This window comes from Asticcacaulis sp. P4_H10 (assembly GCF_056400965.1).
Window position 1 is genome coordinate 440,418 of sequence record NZ_JBFUKH010000001.1, and the last position, 20,428, is coordinate 460,845.

Annotated in this window: 20 protein-coding genes; 7 read left to right on the plus strand and 13 right to left on the minus strand. The window is 61.8% G+C overall.

Annotation, left to right across the window (positions count from 1 at the left end):
* Positions 1 to 239: 239 nt before the first annotated feature.
* Both rcdA and AC1DON_RS02010 read right to left on the minus strand, forming a co-directional pair.
* A complete protein-coding gene (gene rcdA / locus AC1DON_RS02005) occupies positions 240 to 764 on the minus strand; it encodes a protease adaptor protein RcdA (protein ID WP_476933051.1) in 525 nt (174 codons plus the stop codon).
* A 173-nt stretch (positions 765 to 937) separates the two neighbouring features.
* Positions 938 to 1,159: a DUF1192 domain-containing protein gene (locus AC1DON_RS02010; protein WP_476933052.1), complete on the minus strand. Its 222-nt coding sequence runs from the start codon at positions 1,157 to 1,159 to the stop codon at positions 938 to 940.
* A gap of 119 nt (positions 1,160 to 1,278) precedes the next feature.
* Here AC1DON_RS02010 and AC1DON_RS02015 point away from each other — a divergent pair, with 119 nt between their 5' ends.
* The 3 genes from AC1DON_RS02015 to AC1DON_RS02025 all read left to right on the plus strand — a co-directional run bounded on the left by AC1DON_RS02015 (position 1,279) and on the right by AC1DON_RS02025 (position 3,768).
* Complete coding sequence (locus AC1DON_RS02015; protein WP_476933053.1) at positions 1,279 to 2,259, plus strand: NAD(P)H-quinone oxidoreductase; 981 nt, start codon at positions 1,279 to 1,281, stop codon at positions 2,257 to 2,259.
* 75 nt (positions 2,260 to 2,334) lie between these two features.
* Entirely contained in the window at positions 2,335 to 2,904 is a 570-nt protein-coding gene (locus AC1DON_RS02020; protein WP_476933054.1) for a hypothetical protein, read from the plus strand.
* Between the two features lie 156 nt (positions 2,905 to 3,060).
* Positions 3,061 to 3,768, plus strand: coding sequence for a DUF1013 domain-containing protein (locus tag AC1DON_RS02025; protein ID WP_476933055.1), 708 nt, complete (start codon positions 3,061 to 3,063; stop codon positions 3,766 to 3,768).
* Positions 3,769 to 3,900: 132 nt separating this feature from the next.
* Here AC1DON_RS02025 and AC1DON_RS02030 read toward each other — a convergent pair whose 3' ends face one another.
* From AC1DON_RS02030 to rpmI, 8 genes are all read right to left on the minus strand, one after another.
* Positions 3,901 to 4,116, minus strand: a complete 216-nt coding sequence (locus AC1DON_RS02030; protein ID WP_476933056.1) for a flagellar basal body rod protein — start codon at positions 4,114 to 4,116, stop codon at positions 3,901 to 3,903.
* Positions 4,117 to 4,344: 228 nt separating this feature from the next.
* Positions 4,345 to 5,760, minus strand: a complete 1,416-nt coding sequence (locus AC1DON_RS02035; protein WP_476933057.1) for a DUF1501 domain-containing protein — start codon at positions 5,758 to 5,760, stop codon at positions 4,345 to 4,347.
* A 9-nt stretch (positions 5,761 to 5,769) separates the two neighbouring features.
* Positions 5,770 to 7,344, minus strand: a complete 1,575-nt coding sequence (locus AC1DON_RS02040; RefSeq protein WP_476933058.1) for a DUF1800 domain-containing protein — start codon at positions 7,342 to 7,344, stop codon at positions 5,770 to 5,772.
* A gap of 429 nt (positions 7,345 to 7,773) precedes the next feature.
* Positions 7,774 to 10,197, minus strand: coding sequence for a phenylalanine--tRNA ligase subunit beta (gene pheT, locus AC1DON_RS02045; protein WP_476933059.1), 2,424 nt, complete (start codon positions 10,195 to 10,197; stop codon positions 7,774 to 7,776).
* A 51-nt stretch (positions 10,198 to 10,248) separates the two neighbouring features.
* Positions 10,249 to 11,322 carry a phenylalanine--tRNA ligase subunit alpha gene (pheS, locus tag AC1DON_RS02050; RefSeq protein ID WP_476933060.1) on the minus strand — a complete coding sequence of 358 codons (1,074 nt, stop codon included), beginning with the start codon at positions 11,320 to 11,322 and terminating at the stop codon, positions 10,249 to 10,251.
* Between the two features lie 67 nt (positions 11,323 to 11,389).
* Positions 11,390 to 13,396 (minus strand): phosphocholine-specific phospholipase C, encoded by a 2,007-nt coding sequence (locus AC1DON_RS02055; RefSeq protein ID WP_476933061.1) that lies wholly within the window; start codon positions 13,394 to 13,396, stop codon positions 11,390 to 11,392.
* Between the two features lie 112 nt (positions 13,397 to 13,508).
* Positions 13,509 to 13,868, minus strand: a complete 360-nt coding sequence (gene rplT / locus AC1DON_RS02060; protein ID WP_476933062.1) for a 50S ribosomal protein L20 — start codon at positions 13,866 to 13,868, stop codon at positions 13,509 to 13,511.
* 14 nt (positions 13,869 to 13,882) lie between these two features.
* Positions 13,883 to 14,080 carry a 50S ribosomal protein L35 gene (gene rpmI, locus AC1DON_RS02065; RefSeq protein WP_192621006.1) on the minus strand — a complete coding sequence of 66 codons (198 nt, stop codon included), beginning with the start codon at positions 14,078 to 14,080 and terminating at the stop codon, positions 13,883 to 13,885.
* A 176-nt stretch (positions 14,081 to 14,256) separates the two neighbouring features.
* Between rpmI and AC1DON_RS02070 the strand changes: the two genes are divergently transcribed.
* Positions 14,257 to 15,459: a heparan-alpha-glucosaminide N-acetyltransferase domain-containing protein gene (locus tag AC1DON_RS02070; protein WP_476933063.1), complete on the plus strand. Its 1,203-nt coding sequence runs from the start codon at positions 14,257 to 14,259 to the stop codon at positions 15,457 to 15,459.
* Here AC1DON_RS02070 and AC1DON_RS02075 read toward each other — a convergent pair.
* The 3 genes from AC1DON_RS02075 to AC1DON_RS02085 all read right to left on the minus strand — a co-directional run bounded on the left by AC1DON_RS02075 (position 15,456) and on the right by AC1DON_RS02085 (position 18,070).
* Positions 15,456 to 16,130, minus strand: a complete 675-nt coding sequence (locus AC1DON_RS02075; RefSeq protein WP_476933064.1) for a DUF3885 domain-containing protein — start codon at positions 16,128 to 16,130, stop codon at positions 15,456 to 15,458. The genes AC1DON_RS02070 and AC1DON_RS02075 overlap by 4 nt on opposite strands.
* Positions 16,127 to 17,446: an MFS transporter gene (locus tag AC1DON_RS02080; protein WP_476933065.1), complete on the minus strand. Its 1,320-nt coding sequence runs from the start codon at positions 17,444 to 17,446 to the stop codon at positions 16,127 to 16,129. The genes AC1DON_RS02075 and AC1DON_RS02080 overlap by 4 nt, the downstream gene beginning before the upstream one ends.
* Before the next feature lie 72 nt (positions 17,447 to 17,518).
* Positions 17,519 to 18,070 (minus strand): YbhB/YbcL family Raf kinase inhibitor-like protein, encoded by a 552-nt coding sequence (locus AC1DON_RS02085; RefSeq protein ID WP_476933066.1) that lies wholly within the window; start codon positions 18,068 to 18,070, stop codon positions 17,519 to 17,521.
* 187 nt (positions 18,071 to 18,257) lie between these two features.
* Here AC1DON_RS02085 and AC1DON_RS02090 point away from each other — a divergent pair, with 187 nt between their 5' ends.
* The 3 genes from AC1DON_RS02090 (at position 18,258) to AC1DON_RS02100 (ending at position 20,357) form a co-directional block, all read left to right on the plus strand.
* The gene (locus AC1DON_RS02090) at positions 18,258 to 18,683 is read left to right on the plus strand and encodes a VOC family protein (RefSeq protein ID WP_476933067.1); all 426 of its coding nucleotides are present in this window, start codon (positions 18,258 to 18,260) and stop codon (positions 18,681 to 18,683) included.
* A 67-nt stretch (positions 18,684 to 18,750) separates the two neighbouring features.
* A complete protein-coding gene (locus tag AC1DON_RS02095) occupies positions 18,751 to 20,028 on the plus strand; it encodes a Y-family DNA polymerase (protein ID WP_476933068.1) in 1,278 nt (425 codons plus the stop codon).
* Positions 20,029 to 20,117: 89 nt separating this feature from the next.
* On the plus strand, positions 20,118 to 20,357 hold the full coding sequence (locus AC1DON_RS02100; RefSeq protein ID WP_476933069.1) for a hypothetical protein: 240 nt from the start codon (positions 20,118 to 20,120) through the stop codon (positions 20,355 to 20,357).
* The last annotated feature ends 71 nt before the right edge of the window (positions 20,358 to 20,428 follow it).

Sequence of the window (20,428 nt, forward strand, 5' to 3'; positions counted from 1 at the left end):
CAGGTTTCAAACGCCGTGCCAAAGGCGTTATAAAAGCGGCGCTATGCACTTCTCCGGTGAATTATGACCGGAGGCTGGCGCACACCACCTCCTGAAAGAACAAAGATATTCAACCACATATACGCTGAGAGAAGCCTGACGGTTCACTTCAACCCCGGTTCATGTAGCTGAATTGAAAATGAACAAAAAAGGCGCCGGTTGTGCCGGCGCCTTACGTCACGAATCCTGTTCTGGACCGATCAGAGACTGTTGATATTGTCCGCGCTGAAGGCGCTTTGCAGGCGCTGGAGCTGGCTGATGACGGGATTGATGGCGCTTTCCGGCTCGGCATCGACGAACATGCGCTTGTCCATGTGCGAGATACGCTCATAGAGGCGATTGGAACGGTCGAGCAGGTTCAGCAGGCCGCCCGGCAGGGTGTCGGCCTTGTCAGCGGCTTCGGCGCTTAAAGGGGAGATGCGGTACTTTTCATCGCAGGCGTCCGACGCTTCCATATCGCCTTCGCGTACGGCGCGCTGGACTAGGAGCCACGAAGCGATCTGCATCAGGCGGGTCGTCAGGCGCATGCTTTCGCCGGCATAGACCAGGGCGTCTTCGCGGTTCAGGAGGCGCGAGTCGCGGCGGCCGTCGCCATCGAGGTACGAGGCCGTCTCTTCGACCAGGGCCATGCCTTCCTTGAACGTCCGGTCAAACAGGTCGCTGGAGGCAAAGTCACGCACGATGTGGGTACGCGAGGTCTGGGGCGAGGCGGAACTATCGGACATACTTAAGGAGCCTTATGCTGAATTCGTGTCGGCGCGGTTGTCATTCTGACCCCGCGTGCCCCACATCCATGGGAAAGGGCGGTGTGTCATCGGTCGAACCTGTCCAGACTTTCCGTGCAACGGCCATGCCACCCAATTTGGCCGCCTGCGAAGTCAGACAGGGTTAGTAATCCTTAACTTCCCTTAAAAGAGAATAAAGCATCGGCTGCCGAGCGACGATTTTTTTTACGTTCGACGACATCGCGCGCGCGGCGGATTTCGCCTTCGAGCAGTGTGATGCGTTCCTCCAGGTCCTCGACGCTGTACGGGTCGAGATCCTCACGCATAAGGCCGCTCAGCGCCGCGGCGCCCTTGGCCGGTGTTTGCAGGGACATCGGCAGTTCGTCGTCAATCATGAGCAACCCTTTCTCCCGTCAGGAGTCAATCACGCTGGACATTCCGGCCCGTTCCGGCCATTCGTCCTTAACCTTATGAAACGCCTCTTGCGCGAAGAAATCAAGGAAAACGAATCACCATGAAGGCTGTATCGATCACAGGCAGCGGTGAACATCCTGCCGATCTGAGACTGGCGGATGTGCCAAAACCGGATTTGCAACAAGGTTTTGCGTTGGTGCGCACGCACTTTGCCGGCGTCAACCGTCCCGATATCCTGCAAAGGCGCGGACTGTATCCGCCCCCGTCGGGGGCGTCTCCCATCCTGGGCCTTGAGGTGTCGGGCACGATCGAGGCCATTCATCCGTCTACGCCCTATGGGGCGGCGTGGAAGGTCGGTGACGAGGTCTGCGCCCTGGTCAATGGTGGCGGCTACGCTGAATATGTCGCTGTCGATATCCGCCACCTTCTGCCGGTGCCGAAGGGGCTGAGCCTGGAGGCAGCCGGTGCGCTTCCTGAAACTGTACTGACGGTCTACGCCAATCTGATGGAGCACGGGGCGCTGAAGGCCGGCGAGACGGTCCTGGTCCACGGCGCGAATTCCGGCATCGGGTCGATGACGGTGCAGATGGGTAAGGCGTTTGGCGCAAAAGTGATCGCCACGGCGCGCGGGGCTGGCAAGTGTGCCTTCGCCAAGGGCCTTGGCGCGGATCTGGTCATCGACACCGAGGCCGGCGATTTTGTTAGCCCGGTCAAGGAATTTGGCGGGGCCGACGTCGTGCTCGACATCATCGCTGGCGATTTTACGGCGAAGAACCTGCTGTGCCTGAACCCTAGGGGCCGGATCGTCCAGGTCGGCACCAGCCGTCAGGCCGAAGTTTCAATAGACCTGCGCCGTATCATGCAGAAACAGGCAACGCTCACCGGTTCGATGCTCAGGCCGCGCTCAGGCGACGAAAAGGCGCGGCTGACCGATGCCGTCCGTGAGCAGGTCTGGCCGCTGGTCGAGGCGGGAAGCATCAAGCCGATCATCGACAAGGTGTTCGACTTTGCTGATGTCGCTGCGGCGCACGCCTATATGGATTCCGGCGCGCATAAGGGGAAGGTCATTCTACGAATTTGAACACCGTTCACTTTTATCCTTGCGGCTGGCGAAATTCGTGCCAATACTTGAACATAGTTCAAATTTGGATATGAGATGAATCTGCTGCGCATTGTTGCTCTGTCTTCCGGCCTGCTGGCGGTTGCGGCTGGCGGCATTGCCTTTCACGCCATGGCGGCACCTGCGCCGTCGCCCTTTGCGTCGGCCCAGGACGCCACGGCCTTTGCCGTTGAGAATGGCTGCCTGACCTGGCTGCGCGAGGGCGGTACGGTTGAAGACTATGTCGGCCGTCACGCGCGGACAATCGATCAGTCGGGCAAGCCCGCTCAGAAGATCTATGGTGGCGGCCGCGTGACCGTGCGCGCAGACGGACGAAGTGGCTGCTATGTTCGCGCCGAAAGCGGAGATGGCGCGAAGCTGCGCGATACGGTTATCAACACCCTGGCATCGGCCGGCATGCGTACCGAGCCGTTTGCCGACTACGGCCAGCACCTGAAAAGCCGTGACTGGTCGTTCGTCCAGGAAAGCCACTGCTTCCGTATGTACGGCAAGGTCTATATCGCCCTGATTTCCAGCTCGGCCAATGGCGCCCGCACGCCCTTGCAGGTGACGATCACACCGGACATTGATGGCGAGGCGGCGAAGAAAGGGCTGTGCGTAGTCTAGGCTGAGTTCCCTTTAGAATAGCCCTCGGAATCCTTTCCTCTTTTCTTCCGTCACAAATCATCCTATACCATGGCCAACCCCCGCGCCCGGCTGCAAAAGCCGGGCGTAGCCATTTCTGGGCCGCTCTAAACGGCTCCAAAACCAAGGATAGACACCATGTCAGACATCCTGATGCCTAAGGCCACCGCTGTGTGGCTGGTCGACAATACAAGCCTGAGCTTCGAGCAGATCGCCGATTTCTGCGGCCTGCACCTGCTGGAAGTCAAAGGCATTGCCGATGGCGAAGTGGCGCGCGACATCCGCGGCGCCGACCCGATCGCCAATGGCCAGCTGACCCGCGAAGAGCTGGACAAGGCTGAAGGCAAGCCGACCTACCGCATGGCCGCGCAAAAGAGCCGTCACGCCGAGTTGCTGAAGCCGACAAAAAAGGCGCCGCGCTACACGCCCGTGTCGCGCCGTCAGGACCGCCCCGACGCCATCGCCTGGTTCGTCAAGAACCACCCGGAAGTCACCGACGCGCAGATTTCCAAGCTGCTGGGCACGACGAAGTCGACTATCGAGCAGGTCCGTTCGCGCGGCCACTGGAACACAGTCAACATCAAGCCGGTCGATCCGGTCACGCTTGGCCTGGTATCGCAGATTGAACTCGATGGCGTGGTCCGCAAGGCGGCCGAAGCCAAGCGCAAGCAGGCTGAGAAGCTGGGCATCCCGCTGGATGACCCGTCGCTGAAGCCGGCGCAAACCGTCGTGCCGGTCGAGGACGAAGACGACAATCCTTACGCGCGCAAGAGCGATCTGTCAGCCGAAGATGTCTTCGGCGGCGGCGCCTTCACCAATCGCGAAGAAGAGGACGACGAGGACTAATCCTCAGCGTCTTTGTCGTGCTTTCTGTCCAAAACTGCTTCAGACTTTTTGGAAAGCGCTCGCTGGGACTAAAAAAAGGCCCGCCGGGAAACCGGCGGGCTATTTTAGTTGGGGTTCTGGGTCTCAGGGGAGTCACGCCTTGAGGTCGAGCAGTCGGCCGGTCATGTCCAGGGATGTCTTTACGACGGACACACTGGCCTCGAATGCGGTACGCGCTTCCATTTGTTCTACGAAGTCGCTGACCACATCCCGTCCCTGGCTGGCATTTGACACTGTCTGGATCGCTGCGCGGTCGAACCGCGCTGAGGCGTTAATTACGCCGCTGATACCTGAAATAAGTGCCGACATGGGTCACCGGAACTGAACTGAAACTCTACTCAGGTGACGATGCGCCCTGAAGTTTAAGGTGGGGTAGACAAAGACGGTTAAAATAAAAAACCAATGTGGAGGGGACTATCCTCGATCAAACCGTCAGAAAGCTCCGACAGCCTGTAAACACTACGACTCCCTTGGCGCTCGCCCTGCGAAGCCCGAGAGCAGGCTGGGCGGAGTCATAAAATTTTTATCGTTTCTTTCTTACGCGAAGTACCCCATGTCCGAGGTCGCGAAGTTGCCAATCCTGGGCAGAATGGTCGACAACTCGCTGCCGGAGGCACCGAACCAGCGCGCCAGCGTCCCGGCCATTTGGTCGACGGCCGTCGATGGCAGCAGGCGCCCTTGGCCGACCTGATCGTCGGACGTCACCGAAACGTGCGGGGCTGTACCGTAGAATCGTCCGCCGCGCACCGCCCCCCCAAGGACGAAGTGGTGCGAACCCCAGCCGTGATCCGAGCCGTTGCCGTTCGAGGTCAGGGTGCGGCCGAAATCCGACGCTGTAAAGGTCGTCACCTTGTCGGCCACGCCCATTTCGACAGTTGCTTCATAGAAGGATGACAAGGCTTCGTCGACCGATGCGAGCAGGCCGGGATGCGCCTCCATCAGTTGGTCATGGGTATCGAACCCACCTAATGACACAAAGAAGACCTGCCGTTTCGAGCCGAGTGCGTTGCGCGCACCGATCAGACGCGCCACGATCTTCAGCTGATCAGCCAGGCTGTTCTTCTTGCCGTCGGTATCGAACGAGGTCGTCAGATTGACCGGATTGAGCGCCGTATTGACGATGCCTTCCATGGTGATCGAGCGCTGGGTGACGCGGGTGAATTCGTTCTCAAGCACGTGCGTCCGCGTCTGAGTGATCAGGGTCTTGAGCACATCGGACGCTTGGGCCGAGTTGAAGCTCCAGCCCTTCGAGGCCCAGATCGGGATCGCGCCGGTGGGGCCGATCTGGTACTGCAGCGCGTTATTGCCCGAGACGAAGACGGCATTGCCCGACGCGGAAATGCAGGACAGCAGGCTGTTGGCATTGCTTGACAGGGCCAGGTCGCCCAGGCGCCCGCCCCAGCCGACCGTCGCGCCCTCGGCGCCAAGCGCCTGCCAGACGGATTGCTGATCGTTGTGCGAGAACAGCTTCGGCGGCAGCGGCGTGCCGCCGGCCGTGAACTGCGCCTTGGTCAGCGGCACGACCAGAGGTCCGACATTGAGCTGGACGGCCGCCTTGCCCGCATTGAACAGGGCGGCGACCTTGGGCATCGTCGGCGCCAGGCCATAGGAAATGTTGTCAGTCAGGGTTTGTGACACGACGGGCGTCAGGGACAGCAGTTCGTCGCGGCCGTAGGCGATGCCGCCGCGCGTCCGGCCGGCGCCGCCGCCACGAATGTTGCTGTACAGGTCGTAATTGGCGGTGTCGCGCGGAACGACGGTGTTGTGGCAGTCACTGCCGCCATAGAGGAAGACGCAGACCAGCGCCTTGTAATCGCTGGCGTCAAAAGCGGCGGCTTCACCGACCGCGGCGAGGTTCAGCGCCATGGGAGCAGCGGCGCCCATGGCTGCCATGGCGGCGGCGCGCTTCATGAAGGCGCGGCGGTTCAGGTCGGGGATGTTGTTCCGGTGCATGTGCTTCCCCTACTTCTGGATAAGGTATTCAGGACAGGCCATGATCAGCAGCACGGCATTGTAGATGCGGTCGAGCTTGGCCGCGTCCGGCGAAGCCACCGTTATGGTTTGCGCATCCAGCGCGCCCTGGATAAGGGCGATGGTCGTCTCAGATACCTGGTTGGCGCTGAGATAGAGGTTCAGCCAGTCGAGCAGTTCGCGCGAATTGTGGGCGATGCCGAGGACAGCCGAATAGCTCGGCTTTACGTCGGTATAGCCGTCCTTCATGACCGAGGTCAGGAAGTTGATATAGCCGGCGGTCGTCGATTCATTGTGGATCTGGAATTCCGGCGCCACGTCGCCGGCAGTTGCCAGCGCGGTCTGGGGCGGAATATAGCCCGGCCGGAAATAGTTGAACACCGAGGGCGAGCGCAGCGGGCTTTGGCCGAGGCCCCAGTCGCCGTTCGACACGTCATAGATCTCCCATTTGCCCGTGGCGCTGGTGACCGTAAAGGTCCGCGACCACTGGGCCCAGCGGACGATCGGCTCGCGCAGCTTGCCGGCACGGGTATTGGTCGGCAGGGTGCGCGCCTCGGTATCCATCAGGATGGCGCGCCATACGGCCTTCATGTCGCCGCGCACGCCCGCGCCGTTATTGGCAAACGCCGCCGCGACCCGGCCGACATAGGCCGGCGATGGGTTTGAGGTCACCAGGCGCTGGATCATCTGATAGGCGACGAAGGGGCCGGTATTGGCGTGGTTGAACAGGGTATCGAGCGCGGTCTTCAGCGCTTCCACACCCGGCGTATTGGCGGGGATGGTGACGCCCAGGAAGGTCGCCGCCAGGGTCGAGTGCTTGGACGCATCCAGCTTCATGCGGTCGCGCGTGAATTCGGTCGAGGGCACCTTATAGGTCAGCCACGGCACAGTCTGCCACGTCACACGGTCGTAGCTCCAGTCATAGCCGGTGAAGACGCGCGCCAGGTTGGTAATGTCGCTCTGGCCATAGGTTTCCTTGGGCTTGCCTGCGCCATCGAGTTTGAGCGTCCCGTCGGCATTCAGTTCATACAGGCCGATCGTGAAGAGCTGCATGATTTCGCGGGCATAGTTTTCGTCCGGCACGCGGCCCGTCGAGGGGTCTTCCTTCTGGTTGCCCTTGGTGTTGAGATAAAAGCCCATGGCCGGGTTGAGGGTGATTTCCTCAAGCAGGGTGCGGAAGTTGCCGAAGGCGTGGGTGTTCAGGACGTCCCAGTAGCCTGACATGACATAGGGCGGCCAAAAGCCATCGATAGGGTTGGTGGACACCACCATCATTTCCGACAGGGCCAGGGCGCAGCGTTTGCGCAACTGGTCCGACCCAGTCATCATCATGCGCCACGACATCCAGTCGGCAGCGATGGGGTTGAAGTACTTGTCCTTCTCATCCGGCACGTGCCAGTTGCGCGAATTGAGCCAGTCCGTTCCCGTCTGGCTCTGGACGCCCGCGAACTGCTGGGTCAGCCAGGCGTCGTAACCCAGTGTCCGCACGTTGGTGATATCGGCGGGGGAGGCTGCGAACTGCGCCTGAAGCAGGAAGCGCGCGGCTTCGGTATTCGTGTAATTCAATGTGGGCGGAGGCGGTGGGGGCGGAGAGGCCGTGCCGCCTCCGGATGAGGAGCCGCCTCCACCGCCACAGGCGGTGAGACCGGCTGAGAGGACGGCAAGTCCGCTTGCAGCGCCAAGGCGCGGGTTAGGCGTGTAATCGTTTACACTTTCAGCGGTTTTGCACGCTGATGGCTCTTTGGTTTCGCCCCGCACCCCTGCACTCCCTATTTTTTTTATTTGATATAGGTAACATAAAAATCCGGCTTGGCCAGACCATTTGACACGAGCTCTCTTAACGGAAGCGAAAAAAGCTGTTTTATTGCAACGGTTAAGCCGGGTTAGGGTTGTTTTCGACTTCGCAAACCAAAGCCGTACCAAAGTCTGAAAATGAAACCGCCCGGCGCTTTTGAGGCGACCGGGCGGCTAATAATGCGAGTTTTTCGGGAAGCGTCAGGCGCGGAGTGTGGCGCCCGCCTTACCGGCCGCAGCGATGACCTTGCCGGCGACGGCTTCGATTTCCGGTTCGGTCAGGGTCTTGTCTACCGGTTGCAGGGTGACTTCGATCGCCAGCGACTTTTGGCCATCGGGGACGCCCTGGCCGCGATAGACGTCGAAGATGCGGGCGTCGGCGATCAAAAGCTTGTCGGCGCCCTTGACGGCTTTGACGACGTCGGCGGCCGCGACCGCTTCATCGGCCAGGAAGGCGAAATCGCGCGTCAACGGCATGAAGCTCGACAGCGTCAGGGCGCCTTTCGACTTGCCCGACTTGGCCTTGGGCGAAGGCAGGTTGTCGATGCGGACTTCAAAGCCGACATAGGCGCCGTCGAGATCCATGGCCTTGAGGACAGCCGGATGCAGTTCGCCGAACTCGGCGACGATCTGCTTCGGGCCCAGTTGCAGGCGAGCGGAACGGCCCGGGTGCCAATGACCGGCATTCGAGCCTTGCACCAGTTGCAGCGAAGCGACCGGCGCGCCCATGGCGTCGAGCAGGCTGAACAGATCGGCCTTGAGCGCGAACAGGGCGTCTTCGCCGGTGTTCTGCCAATGGCGAGCCTTGGACGGCGCGCGGATGGCGGCGACGGTCGGCTTCTGGTCGTTGGGTTCGAGGCCCTGATAGATCGGGCCGATCTCGAACAGCTGCGCGCCATGCAGGCCGCGCGCGGCGTTACGGCCCGCAGCTTCGAGCAGGTTGCTAAGCGCCGTCGGGCGCATGCAGTTCAGTTCCGAGGCGATCGGATTGGCCAGCAGCAGAGTATCGTCGCCACCTCCGAACAGCTTGGCCCAGTCCTGACGCATGAACGACCAGGTGACGGCTTCGCTGTAACCAAGCGCGGCCAGGGCACGGCGGCCTGCGCGGGCCTTGGCCTGTTGGGCGGTCAGCACGCCACCTGGGCGCGGCTGCACGACCGGCAGGGGCGTGGCCGGGATGGCGTTGAAGCCGTGGATACGCGCGACTTCTTCGACCAGATCGGCCTTGCCTTCGACATCGCGGCGCCACGACGGCACGGTGACGTCATAGCCCGACCCTTGCGCGTCGAGCGCAAAGCCGAGTGCACGGAGGATGCGCTTGATGTCGTCATTCGAGACAATCAGGCCGGTCAGTTGGCGGACATAGGCCGGATCGAAGCTGACGTTCGGACGACGGGCCGGGGCCTGGCCATCGACGACGACTTCGGAAGCTTCGCCGCCGCACAGGTCCAGGATCAGTTGCGTCGCCAGTTCCAGGCCTGGCACGACGAATTCCGGATCGACGCCGCGCGCAAAGCGATATTGCGCGTCCGACGTGATGCCGGTGGTGCGGCCGGTCTGGGCGGTGCGGATCGGATCGAACCAGGCACTTTCCAGGAACAGGTCGGTCGTGCTGTCGTCAACGCCGGTCGACTCGCCGCCCATGACGCCGCCGATACCGATCGGGCGTTCGCCATTGGCGTCGGAAATGACCGACATGTCCGGCGTCAGGCTGTAGGTCTTGCCGTCGAGCGCGATCAGTTGCTCGTGCGTGTGGGCATCTTCACCCTCGGCCTTTGGATTGTCATGGCCGAGGCGGGCGATGATCTGCGTGCCGACGAGCTTTGACATGTCGTAGACGTGCAGCGGCCGGGCGCGATCGAACGACAGATAGTTGGTGATATCGACCAGGGTCGAGATCGGCTTCAGGCCAATGGCCTTCAGCTTGTCCTGGAGCCACTTCGGCGATGGGCCGTTCTTGACACCGCGGATGACGCGGCCGGAGAAGATGGCGCAGGCGTCGCCGTCGGCCTTGACCGTGATCGGGCAGGGGAAGGCGCCCTTGATCGGGGTGATGGCCTTTTCTTCGAAGGTGCCAAGGCCGGCGGCGGCCAGGTCGCGGGCAATGCCGTGGACGCCCAGCCAGTCGGGGCGGTTCGGCGTGACTTCGAAGTCGATGACCGGCTCGGCGCCGAAAACCTCGGCGGCCGGCGTTCCCACTTCCAGTTTGTCGGAAAGGTCTAGGATGCCATCAGCGTCGCTGTCGAGTTCCAGTTCGGCGCCGGAACACATCATGCCGTTGGAGACGACGCCGCGAACGGGCTTTTCGACCAGGGTGACGCCGAGGCCCGGGACATAGGCGCCGATCGGGGCATAGATGGTCGTCATGCCGGCGCGGGCATTGGGCGCGCCGCAGACGATTTCCTTGCGGCCATCGACGGTGTCGACCTGCAGGACTTGCAGTTTGTCGGCGTTCGGGTGGCGGGCGGCTTCGATGACCTTGGCGACCGAGAAGGGCTTGAGCGCCTTTGCCGGATCGTGGATGTCCTCGACCTCGAGGCCAGCCATGGTCATGGCGGCGGCGACCTGATTGATATCGGCCGAGGTGTTGAGGTGGTCTTTAAGCCAGGAGAGAGAGAATTTCATTTCCGATTTCTTTGTATCGAGGTCCAGGAGGCTGTGCCTCCTGGTCTTTTCTTAGCTCAAACCACTCGCGGAGTTCGGCGCGGCAAAGGCACTAAAGCCATAGTGCGAAAGCCAACGCGTATCGGCGGCGAACATGTCGCGCAGGTCCGGCACGCCGTACTTCAGCATGGCCAGACGATCGACGCCCATGCCCCAGGCAAAGCCCTGCCATTCGTCGGGATCGACGCCGCAGGCCTTGAGCACGTTCGGGTGGACCATGCCGCAGCCGAGGATTTCGAGCCAGGAGTCGCCCTGGCCGACCTTCAACTCGCCCTTTTCCCACGAACAGCGCACATCCATTTCAGCCGACGGTTCGGTGAAAGGGAAATGGTGCGGGCGAAACTGGGTGACGACCTCATTTGTTTCAAAGAAACGCGAAATGAACGTTTCGAGCACCCACTTCAGGTGGCCCATATGGGCGCCCTTGTCGATGACCAGACCTTCGATCTGATGGAACATGGGCGTGTGTGTCTGGTCCGAGTCACAGCGGAAGACGCGCCCCGGCACGATCAGGCGGAAGGGCGGCTTATCCGCGATCATCGAGCGGATTTGCACCGGCGAGGTGTGGGTGCGCAGCAGCTTGCGCACACCGTTTTCGTCGGGGTTGAAGAAGAAGGTGTCGTGCATTTCGCGCGCAGGGTGCTTCTCGGGGAAGTTCAGCGCGGTGAAGTTATGGAAATCGTCCTCGATGTCCGGACCTTCGGCGACTTCGAAGCCCATGTCGGCGAAGATGGCGACCATCTCGTCCATGACCTGGAGCGTCGGGTGGACGCCGCCCTTGGCGCGCGGCGCCGACGGCAGGCTGAGATCGATGCGCTCGGCGGACAGGCGAGCAGCCAGGTGGGCGGCTTCGAGTTCGCCCTTCTTGCTGTCGAGCACGGCCTGGATCTGGTCGCGGATGGCGTTGATGGCGGCACCGGTCGACTTGCGTTCTTCCGGCGGCAGGGAGCCAAGAGTCTTCAGGAGGCCCGAGATGCGGCCGGTCTTGCCCAGCGCCGACACGCGCACGGCATCAAGCGCGGCAAGGTCGGACGCCGAGGCGATTTCGGCTGAGATTTCGGCGGACAGGGTATCGTATTCGGTCATGATCGCACTTCACAGGTGAGTGCGCTCATTTAGGGCAAAGCGACCGTCGGATAAAGGGGAAAGTGCTTCACACCTTGAGCCGTGCCGCACCGAAGGCCGCCGGGTCGGACTGCGACGGGCGACCGTCCTCGATATGACCGGCCAGACGCACGGTGAAGCCGTCTGATGACAGGCTGAGGTCATACCAGTTATGGCTTTGCGCGAGGTCGAGCGCGAGCTTTGCTGTCTGGCGCGCCGCCAGCTCCAGCGTCTGTGGCACCCGGCCATAGGCTTCGTCGGTTATGCGCAGGGACAGTGGAGCGTCGGTCGCGTTGGTGGCCTCAAGGCCTTCCGGTCCCCAGGCGCAGGTAAATCTGGGCGTGCCTTCGTAGCGGCGATGGAAGCCGCTGGGGCCGGCGACCCACAGACGGGTGCTTCCCTTGGCGGTATGGACGGCGGATTTGCCGGCCGCGACGGTATAGCGATAGGGAATGGCTTGCGGCAGGTCGAGGTCGTAGACGTGGAAGACGGCCGCGCCGCTGCCTTGGCTGTTGTTGACGAAGGTCAGGTGGCCGTCCGCCGACAGGCTGCAATCCAGTTGATAGGGGCCAGCACGGCGCGGTCGTTGGCCCTTTTCCTGAATGGGTGCAATCATCGTATCGGGTGTCTTGGGCTTGGTCGCAAGGCCCAGCTTATGCGCACGTTCCGCCAAAGCTGCTGTCTTGGGCAGGTGCGCGAAAAAGGGCTGGTCGTTCGGCATCTTGAAGTCGAAGCACGAGGTCAGGTCGCCGCAAACAGTGCGCCGCCAAGCCGAAATGTTCGGCTCCCGGACGCCGAAGCGCGTTTCGAGAAAGCGAATGACCGAGGTGTGGTCGAAGACCTCCGAAGCGACATAGCCGCCTTTCGACCAGGGCGAAACCACATACATCGGCACGCGCGGGCCCAGGCCATAGGGGCGGTTCTTATACTTATCGTTACCCTGGTGATATTCCGCCTCGGCGCCCTCGGCGAAACCGAACGACTTGCCATCGTTGCCGATCGACGGCGGGGCGGGTGGCGGCACGTGGTCGAAATAGCCGTCATTCTCATCGAAGTTGATCAGGAAAACGGTCTTCGCCCAGACCTCGGGATTGCTGGTCAGGACGTCGAGTACGCGGGCGGTATAGTCCGCGCCCTGTGCAGGCGACGACGTCGAGGGGTGTTCGGAGCCTTCGGCCGTCCCGACGATCCACGACACCTGCGGCAGCTTATTGGCCAGCACGTCCTCTTTCAGCTTGTCGAGATCGCGCGTGCGGATCGAGCGGCGCGCCAGATCCATCAGCTTTTCCGACGTCGCCTTGTCGGCGGCGCGATAGGTGCGGAAACCAGCCAGTGGGTTGTCGGTGAAGTTGTCCTTCATGTCCTGATAGATCTGCCAGTTGATGCCGGCGGCGCTCAGGCGTTCGGGGTAGGTCGTCCAGTCATAGCCACCATGCCCCTTAGGGTCGCCACCCAGATCGTCATAGCTGTTGTCGATCACCGGTCCGTTCGGGCCTGTGTTCGTGCCGGTCCAGTGGAAGGTGCGGTTCGGATTGGTGCCGGCATGAAGCGCACAAAAATAGGCGTCGCACAGGGTAAAGGCCTCGGCCAAGGCGTACTGGAAGGGCAGGTCGGCGCGGCTGAAATAGCCCATGGCGTGGTTGTGCTTGGCGTCGGGCCAGTTTCCCATCCGCCCAAGGTCCCAGGCGTCCTGGGCATCCTTGAAGCTGTGCGGCGTACCTTCAACGCGCATCAGCCGAAAATCCTCGGCGGTATTGAGCGGGAAGGGCGCGATCAGGCTGGCGGGCCGGTCTTCGCGCGGCTGGGCAAAGACGGTGCGGCTTCTGTCGGGCGCGGGAATGGCAAAACGGTCGCCGAAGCCCTGTACGCCGTTCATCGTGCCAAAATAGTGGTCGAAGCTGCGGTTCTCCTGCATCAGGATGACGATGTGTTCGACGTCCTTGATCGTGCCGGTACGGACGCGTGCGGGGATATCCAGCGCCCGGGCAATGGCCGGCGGCAGTCCGCCGAGCGAAGCGGCGAGGGCGGCACTGATAAACTGGCGGCGGCTGGTCATCGGAAACTCCCCTATCCCCGATCTCTATCCGCCTATCGTAACAGTTTTACGGCAATGAAAAAGCCCCGCCTCAAGCTGAAGCGGGGCTCATATTTTCAATTCCTGAAAGGAATTAAGCAGCCAGGGCCGTACGGACCTTTGCAGCGATAGCGCTGAAGCCAGCAGCATCGTTCATGGCGATGTCGGACAGAACCTTGCGGTCCATGTCGACGCCAGCCACGTTCAGGCCGTGGATGAACTGCGAGTAGGTGAAGCCTTCCTGGCGCGCAGCAGCGTTGATGCGTTGGATCCACAGGGCGCGGAAGTTACGCTTCTTGTTGCGGCGGTCGCGATAGGCGTATTGACCGGCTCTGTCGACGGCCGCCTTCGCGGTACGGATGGTGTTCTTGCGACGGCCATAGAAACCCTTGGCGAGCTTCAGAACCTTCTTGTGACGGGCGTGAGAAACTACGCCTCTTTTAACGCGGGCCATTGTTCAGTGCTCCCTTACGCGTACGGCATGTAGGATTTGATCTTCTTCGCGTCGGCATCCGACAGAACCACGGTACCGCGGTTCGTACGGATGTACTTGGCGTTGTGCGAGATCAAACGGTGACGCTTACCGGCGACGCCGGCCTTCACCTTGCCAGAGGCAGTAATGCGGAAGCGCTTTTTGGCGCCCGACTTGGTCTTCAATTTGGGCATTTTTCAGCGGTCCTTGCGAACCGTCCTCTATATAGAGCGAAACCTGCCAAGGCATGCCATGGGCCCGGCCGGTTATGAGAACGGCGGCTGTTACAGGAAAAGTGTTTGGGTGGCAAGTGCGAATCCGATCGTGGAGAGGATTCGACAAATCAGAAATCTCGGTTATTGGTTATGATATGGATAGTACCGAATCCACACCAATTACCGAAGCACCTGCGCGGGTCGGCGCCATCGACATCCTGCGTGCGCTGACCATGGTGTTGATGATCTTCGTCAACGACCTGTGGTCATTGAAGGATATACCGGCGTGGCTGGGCCACGTCGAGTCCGGCGTCGACGGCATGGGGCTGGCGGATTCGGTCTTCCCGGCGTTTCTTTTCATTGTCGGCCTGTCGCTGCCGTTCGCCATCGAGGCGCGGCGACGGAAAGGCGAGAGAACGGCTACGCTGATCCTGCATGTGCTCGGCCGGTCACTGGCGCTTCTGGTCATGGGAGTCTTCCTGGTCAATGGCGAAACGATCAACAGCGCCGCGACGGGTCTGTCGCGCGGGGCGTGGAACGTCTTGAGCTGCGTGTCTTTCATTCTGATCTGGAACAGCTATCCGAAATCGATGTCGATTTCGCTGCAGCGCGGCTTGAAGCTGGTCGGCGTCGCTGTCCTGGCAATTATGGCGTTTGTGTATCGGGGGGGAGACGGAGACTTTCTCTTCGGGCCGCAATGGTGGGGAATCTTAGGGTTGATAGGCTGGGCCTATCTCGGCGCGGCACTGGTGACGGTGCTGGCGCGCAGCCACCCTGCCGGGTTGGTGGCAGGGTGGCTGCTCTTTACCGGGGTAAGTCTCGCCTGGGCAGCCGGGCTGGTACCAGAGCCGCTGCACTTTATTCCTGAGCCGCTGATCGGCGGTACGCTGGCGGCGCTCGTCATGGGCGGCGCGGTGATCGGACGGCTGTTCCAGCTGTGGCAGCCCAGGGGCGAAAATCTCCGCATGACCGCCGTGTTCGCCGCCATAGTCGTGGCTTTGGTCGTACTCTATGCCATGACGCGCCCTGCCTGGGGGCTGTCGAAGCTGGGAGCGACACCGGCCTGGTTGTTCCTGTGCAGCGCCCTGACGCTGACGGCTTTCACGATTATCTATTGGGTTGCAGATGTCGCAAAGCAGGGGCGGTGGTTCGCCATCGTCAAACCTGCCGGCACAGATACGCTGCTGAGTTATCTGATACCCTATTTCGCCTATGCGGCCTTCGTGGCGTTCGGCCTTGGTCTGCCGGACAACCTGCTTATCGGCGGCGTTGGGCTGGCTAAGGCAATTGGGTTTGCGCTGATCTGCGTCTGGATCGCCGGTGGCCTCAGCAAGCTGGGCGTAAGGCTGAAGCTTTAATTCCCGAGCGACTTCTGCAGCGCGGCCGCAGCTGACTTCGGCAATTCGAAGCGCGTATCCTTCATCTGCGCCGGATCGAAGCGCAGCAGACCCTTGCCCGGCATCGGCAGCCAGCCGTAATAGCGGCTGACCAACTGGATCAGTTCGGCCGGTGTCGGCTGCGAAACATAGGCGCCGGCGATATAGGGCGCCACGATCGCGCCGGTCCTGGCGTTCATCAGGATGATGTCGGCCAGTTTCTCATTATAGATGTCGAGGAACAGCCGGTCGAAATGCTGTGGCCGCCAAGTGTGCTGCTCGGCCTCGATCTTGTAGACGATGTTGTCGGCGGCGCTGAAAAAATCCCACTGCCAGACCAGACGATAGCGCGAACGGAAGCGCCGCCAGCGGGCGCGCTCAAGCGGATCGGGAAATTCGCGCGCCCAGGCCGGCGCCTGACGGTCGGCGACGATCAGCCAGAAGGGCTCGCCATCGCCCAGCACCTCGGTCGTCACCTTGTTGAAGCGCTCGATCAGCGAGCGGTATTCCGGCCGGCTCAAAGCCGCGTCGCGTCCGCCGGGCAGGAGGTGAAAGCGCGTCAGGTTCCACGTGCCGTTATCCGCCAGGGTATGGCCTACGGGCACGGCGTCGGGGTGGAATTGTTGCCAGATCGGCTGGAGAGGCGTGGTCATACCGTGCGTTTTTGCACACGCCCGGACTGCATTGCAAGCAGGCCCGCGGAGATCGTCAGGGCAGACCCCATCCATAGCGGCGCGTTCGGCCCGTAGGCGGTGAACAGGAAGCCCGCGATCATAGGGCCGAAAATACGGGCAACAGCACTGGTCGCCATGTTCAGCCCAAAGGTCGCACCGGCCTTTTCCGGCGCCGCCGCCAGCGAGATAATGGCGCAAATCGACGAGAAGATGACCGATTGTCCAATCGTGCCCAGGACAACGATCGGCGGGATGAACAACGGCGAACGGTTGACCGCCTGAAGCGCGAAGCTCAATCCGAACAGGAAAAGGCCCGTGGTCAGGACCCGGGTTTCACCGTAGCGCCGGACCAGCGGACGCATGACAATGATCTGCATGATGACCGCCGTCAGGCCGATCAAGGGGAAGATGGCGCCGAGTTCTTTCTTGCCCCAGCCATACTGGCTGTGGGCCCACAGGGCGAAGGTGGATTCCAGGGCCGTCAAGGCGCCGGTGTAGCAGACGGTCGCCAGGATAACCCGGAGGATGACCGGGTCGCGGAACGCCGTCTGCGCCGTAACGACAAGGTTCGGCGGCGGCGCGGTCTGAACGCGCACGCGGCTTTCGCGAATGAAGAGGATGACACCTGCGCAGGCAATCGCCGACAGGGCCGCTGCCGTCATCAGCGGGGCGCGGAAGGGATCGCCCGGCACGATGGCCGCGACGGCTGGGCCAATGACGAGGCCGAGCGAAAAAGCAGCGCCGATCAGGCTCATGCGCGCGGCGCGTTGTTCGGGTTTCGACACGTCCGAAACATAGGACTGCATGGTCGACATGCTGCCGGAACTGATGCCGCTGAAGAAGCGGATGGCGATGGCGACCCAGATATTCGGCGCAAAGGCCAGGGCGGCGTAGAAGGCGATGGACAGTGCCGTCGTGACGATCAGGACCGGCTTTCGCCCGACCCGGTCGGACAGCCGGCCGAAATAGGGTTCGGCGAAGAACTGACCCAGAAAGTAGGCGCTGAACATCAGCGTCACCTGCCACGGCTGTGCGTTCAGGCTGGTCGCGAAGAACGGCATCAGGGGGACGAGGATGCCGAAGCCGATCAGGTTGACGAAGACGACCGCCAGCATGGCGGCGAGGGGGCCATTGTCGGCGATGAAATGCCGGATTTCTCGCAGCAGACGCCCGCGATAAAACGTCCGTTCGTTACGCTCTTCCTCGCTCTCCGGCGTCCGCGGTGGCAGGCCCGGCGCCGCGCCGGCATCCACTTCACTATCGGCGGGCTTGGGGAAGGTGTTCAACTCTGGCATCTACCGCTTATAGCCGATTTGAATTTGCGAGTAAGTGGAATTGTCGCAGGTGCAGCATTTCACACCAAACTGTTATCGCGCCGCGCGAATCGTCGTCTCCGCCTGGGCTATGGTACTAGCTTTTATGGCGGATTTCATCTCCGCCGGCGTTGCTGTTGCCGGCAGGGAGAGCGTCTCTACACCCAGGGCGTAGACAGTAACGACATAACGGTGGTCCTGGCCCTCCGGTGGGCAGGGACCGCCATAGCCGGCGGCGCCGAAGTCATTGGTGCCTTCGCTGACGCCCAAGGCAGTCAGGGCGGGGGAGTGGCTGACGCCAGCCTCAAGGCCGTTGGTGGTGGCGGGAATGCCGCTGGCCATCCAGTGCCAGAAGCCGTTGCCCGGCGCGTCGGGATCGAAGATGGTGACGGCAAAGCTTTTGGCATTGGCCGGCGCGCCCTGCCAGTTGATGGCGGGCGAGATGTTTTCGCCACTGCAGCCATGGCCGGCCGCATATTGCGCGGAGGTGAAACGACCGCCTTGCGCATCCGTGACGGCGACCGAGAAGGAATGCGGGTTGCTGGCCTGCTGCGCGCAGGCTGGCAGGGCAAGGACGACGGCAGCCATGATCCAGGTGGGTTTCATTTGCCACTCTCTCTTGATCGCTAATATCTGTCGATTGAAGTCTGACGGTGCGCCCGGATTGGGGCGTCAAGGTGTTGATTTTATAAAAAATAAGTAAGCGCCCCTGGGCGAGAGAAGCCGGTGTTTCATGCTGACTTTTTATGGCGCGTGACCGATTAGCCTCGCGGGGACGGCACAGGAGGTCACCATGCAGTTCCATCGTGGGCGTTTGCTCGATCACGTCGAAATCCACAGCAATGACATGGCTGCCAGCGAGCGCTTCTATCGCGCCGTGCTGGCGGCGGTGAATCCCGCTTTCGAAATCGAAAAGGGCGATGAGGGCTTCTTCTTCGATGAGGTCTATGTCAACCCGGTGAAGGACGGTAACCTGACCCGGGCGCACCTTGCCTTCCAGGCCTTCGACAAGGAGACGGTGCACCGGTTTTATGAGGCAGGCCTCGGCGCCGGCGGCCGCGACAATGGCGCGCCCGGCCTGCGCAAATATCATCCCAACTACTATGCCGCCTTTCTGCTCGATCCAGACGGGCACAATGTCGAAGCCATCTTCCACGGACCGGCGGAGCGTTCGGCCGAGTCGGTGGTGTGGGAGGTCGATATGGGTGAGAACGGATAGAGGCGGGCAGATTGACGCGTCATTGTGTTCTTGATATGTTCCGGGCGCGACAGAAGGCGCAAGGGATATGACGCAGGCAGAGCGAGAGCGACAGTGTGAGGATGGCGGCCAATTGCGCTGGCTATATCTCGACATGAATTCCTTCTTCGCCAGCGTCGAGCAGCAGGACAACCCTGCCTTGCGGGGACGGCCGACCATCGTCGTTCCGGTCATGTCGGACTACACCTCGGCCATCGCTGCCAGTTATGAAGCCAAGGCCTATGGCGTCAAGACGGGTACAAAGGTGATCGACGCCAAGGCGCGCATACCCGGACTGCGGATCGTCGAGGCGCGGCCGGACCGCTATGTCGACATCCATAACCGCATCCTGGCCGAGATCGACCATGTCATCCCGATCGACCGTGTCTGTTCGATCGACGAATTTGCCTGCAAGCTGATGGGGCCTGAGCGCGTCGAAGTCGCGGCGATCGCTCTTGGCCACCGCATCCAGCGCCGCATACTGGAGAATGTCGGCGAATGCCTGACGGCTTCGGTCGGCATCGCGCCGTCGCGGCTGCTGGCCAAGACGGCGGCCGATATGCGCAAGCCGCTGGGCCTGACCGTGCTGCGCATGGATCAGTTGCCGGGCGAGCTTCTGACGCTCAGGCCAGATGACTTTGCAGGCATTGGCCCGTCGATGCTGAAACGGCTTAACAAGGCGGGCATTCATGACGTCCGGCAACTCTGGGAGATGAGCCCGTCGCGCATGCGCCAGATCTGGGGCGGGATCATGGGCGAGAACTTCTGGTACGCCATCCATGGCACGGATCCGCCGGACGTCGAGACCAAGCGCGCCAGCATCACGCATGGCCACGTCCTGGCCAGGGAACTGCGGCCGGTCGAACATGCGCGCGGCGTGGCAAGGCGGCTGACGGCCAAGTGCGGATCACGGTTGCGGCGCATGGGGTTCAAATGCGGCGGGCTGCAGGTCTATGTCCGCAGTGAGACCAGCCGCGCCGAAGCCGCCACGCGTTTTGCCGTGACGTCCGACAGTTTCCGGCTCCTGGAGGCGGCCGACGGGCTGTGGGAGACCTGTCAGCGGCAGTTGCGGGCGTCGAAGGTCAAGCAGATCGTGGTCACCTGCCTGAACATGGTCGAGGCCGACAAGCCGGCGGATCTGTTCGGCTGGACGCCGGGAGGCGAAGAGGACGGGCGCAATATGCGTCTGCTGAGTGCGCTTGATGGCCTGAACCAGCGCTTTGGCAAGGACACGGTCACCATCGGGCCGCGCACGAAGATGCACGGCTTTGTCGGCGCCAAGATTGCCTTCAACCGCATACCCGAGCAGCCGGAATTCTGGGAGTGATTTGCGCAGTCATTATGACTGGCGCGCTTGTTCCTTATCGCAAGCCTGCATGTTTCTCCTTAAATTCTGACGACTTAAGGAGATTTGCCATGACTGAGGTTGTTTACAAGATTGTCGAACACGACGGCGGCTGGGCCTATCAGGTAGGTGAAACCTTCTCCGAGACCTATCTGACCCACGATATTGCCCGCGCCATGGCCGAAGAAGCCGCGCGCGAGCAGACCCAGCCCGGGGCCGACACGGGCATCAGCTATGACGACAAGGGTGGCCAGTGGCGTGAAGAGGTGGTCAGGGGCGAGGACCGGCCGCAGACAAAGGTCGAAGGCTGAAGGTTGGGACTGATATCCCGCCAGACTTCGTAACCTTTGTGACAAACCGCAAGAACCGGAGCGACAGGTAA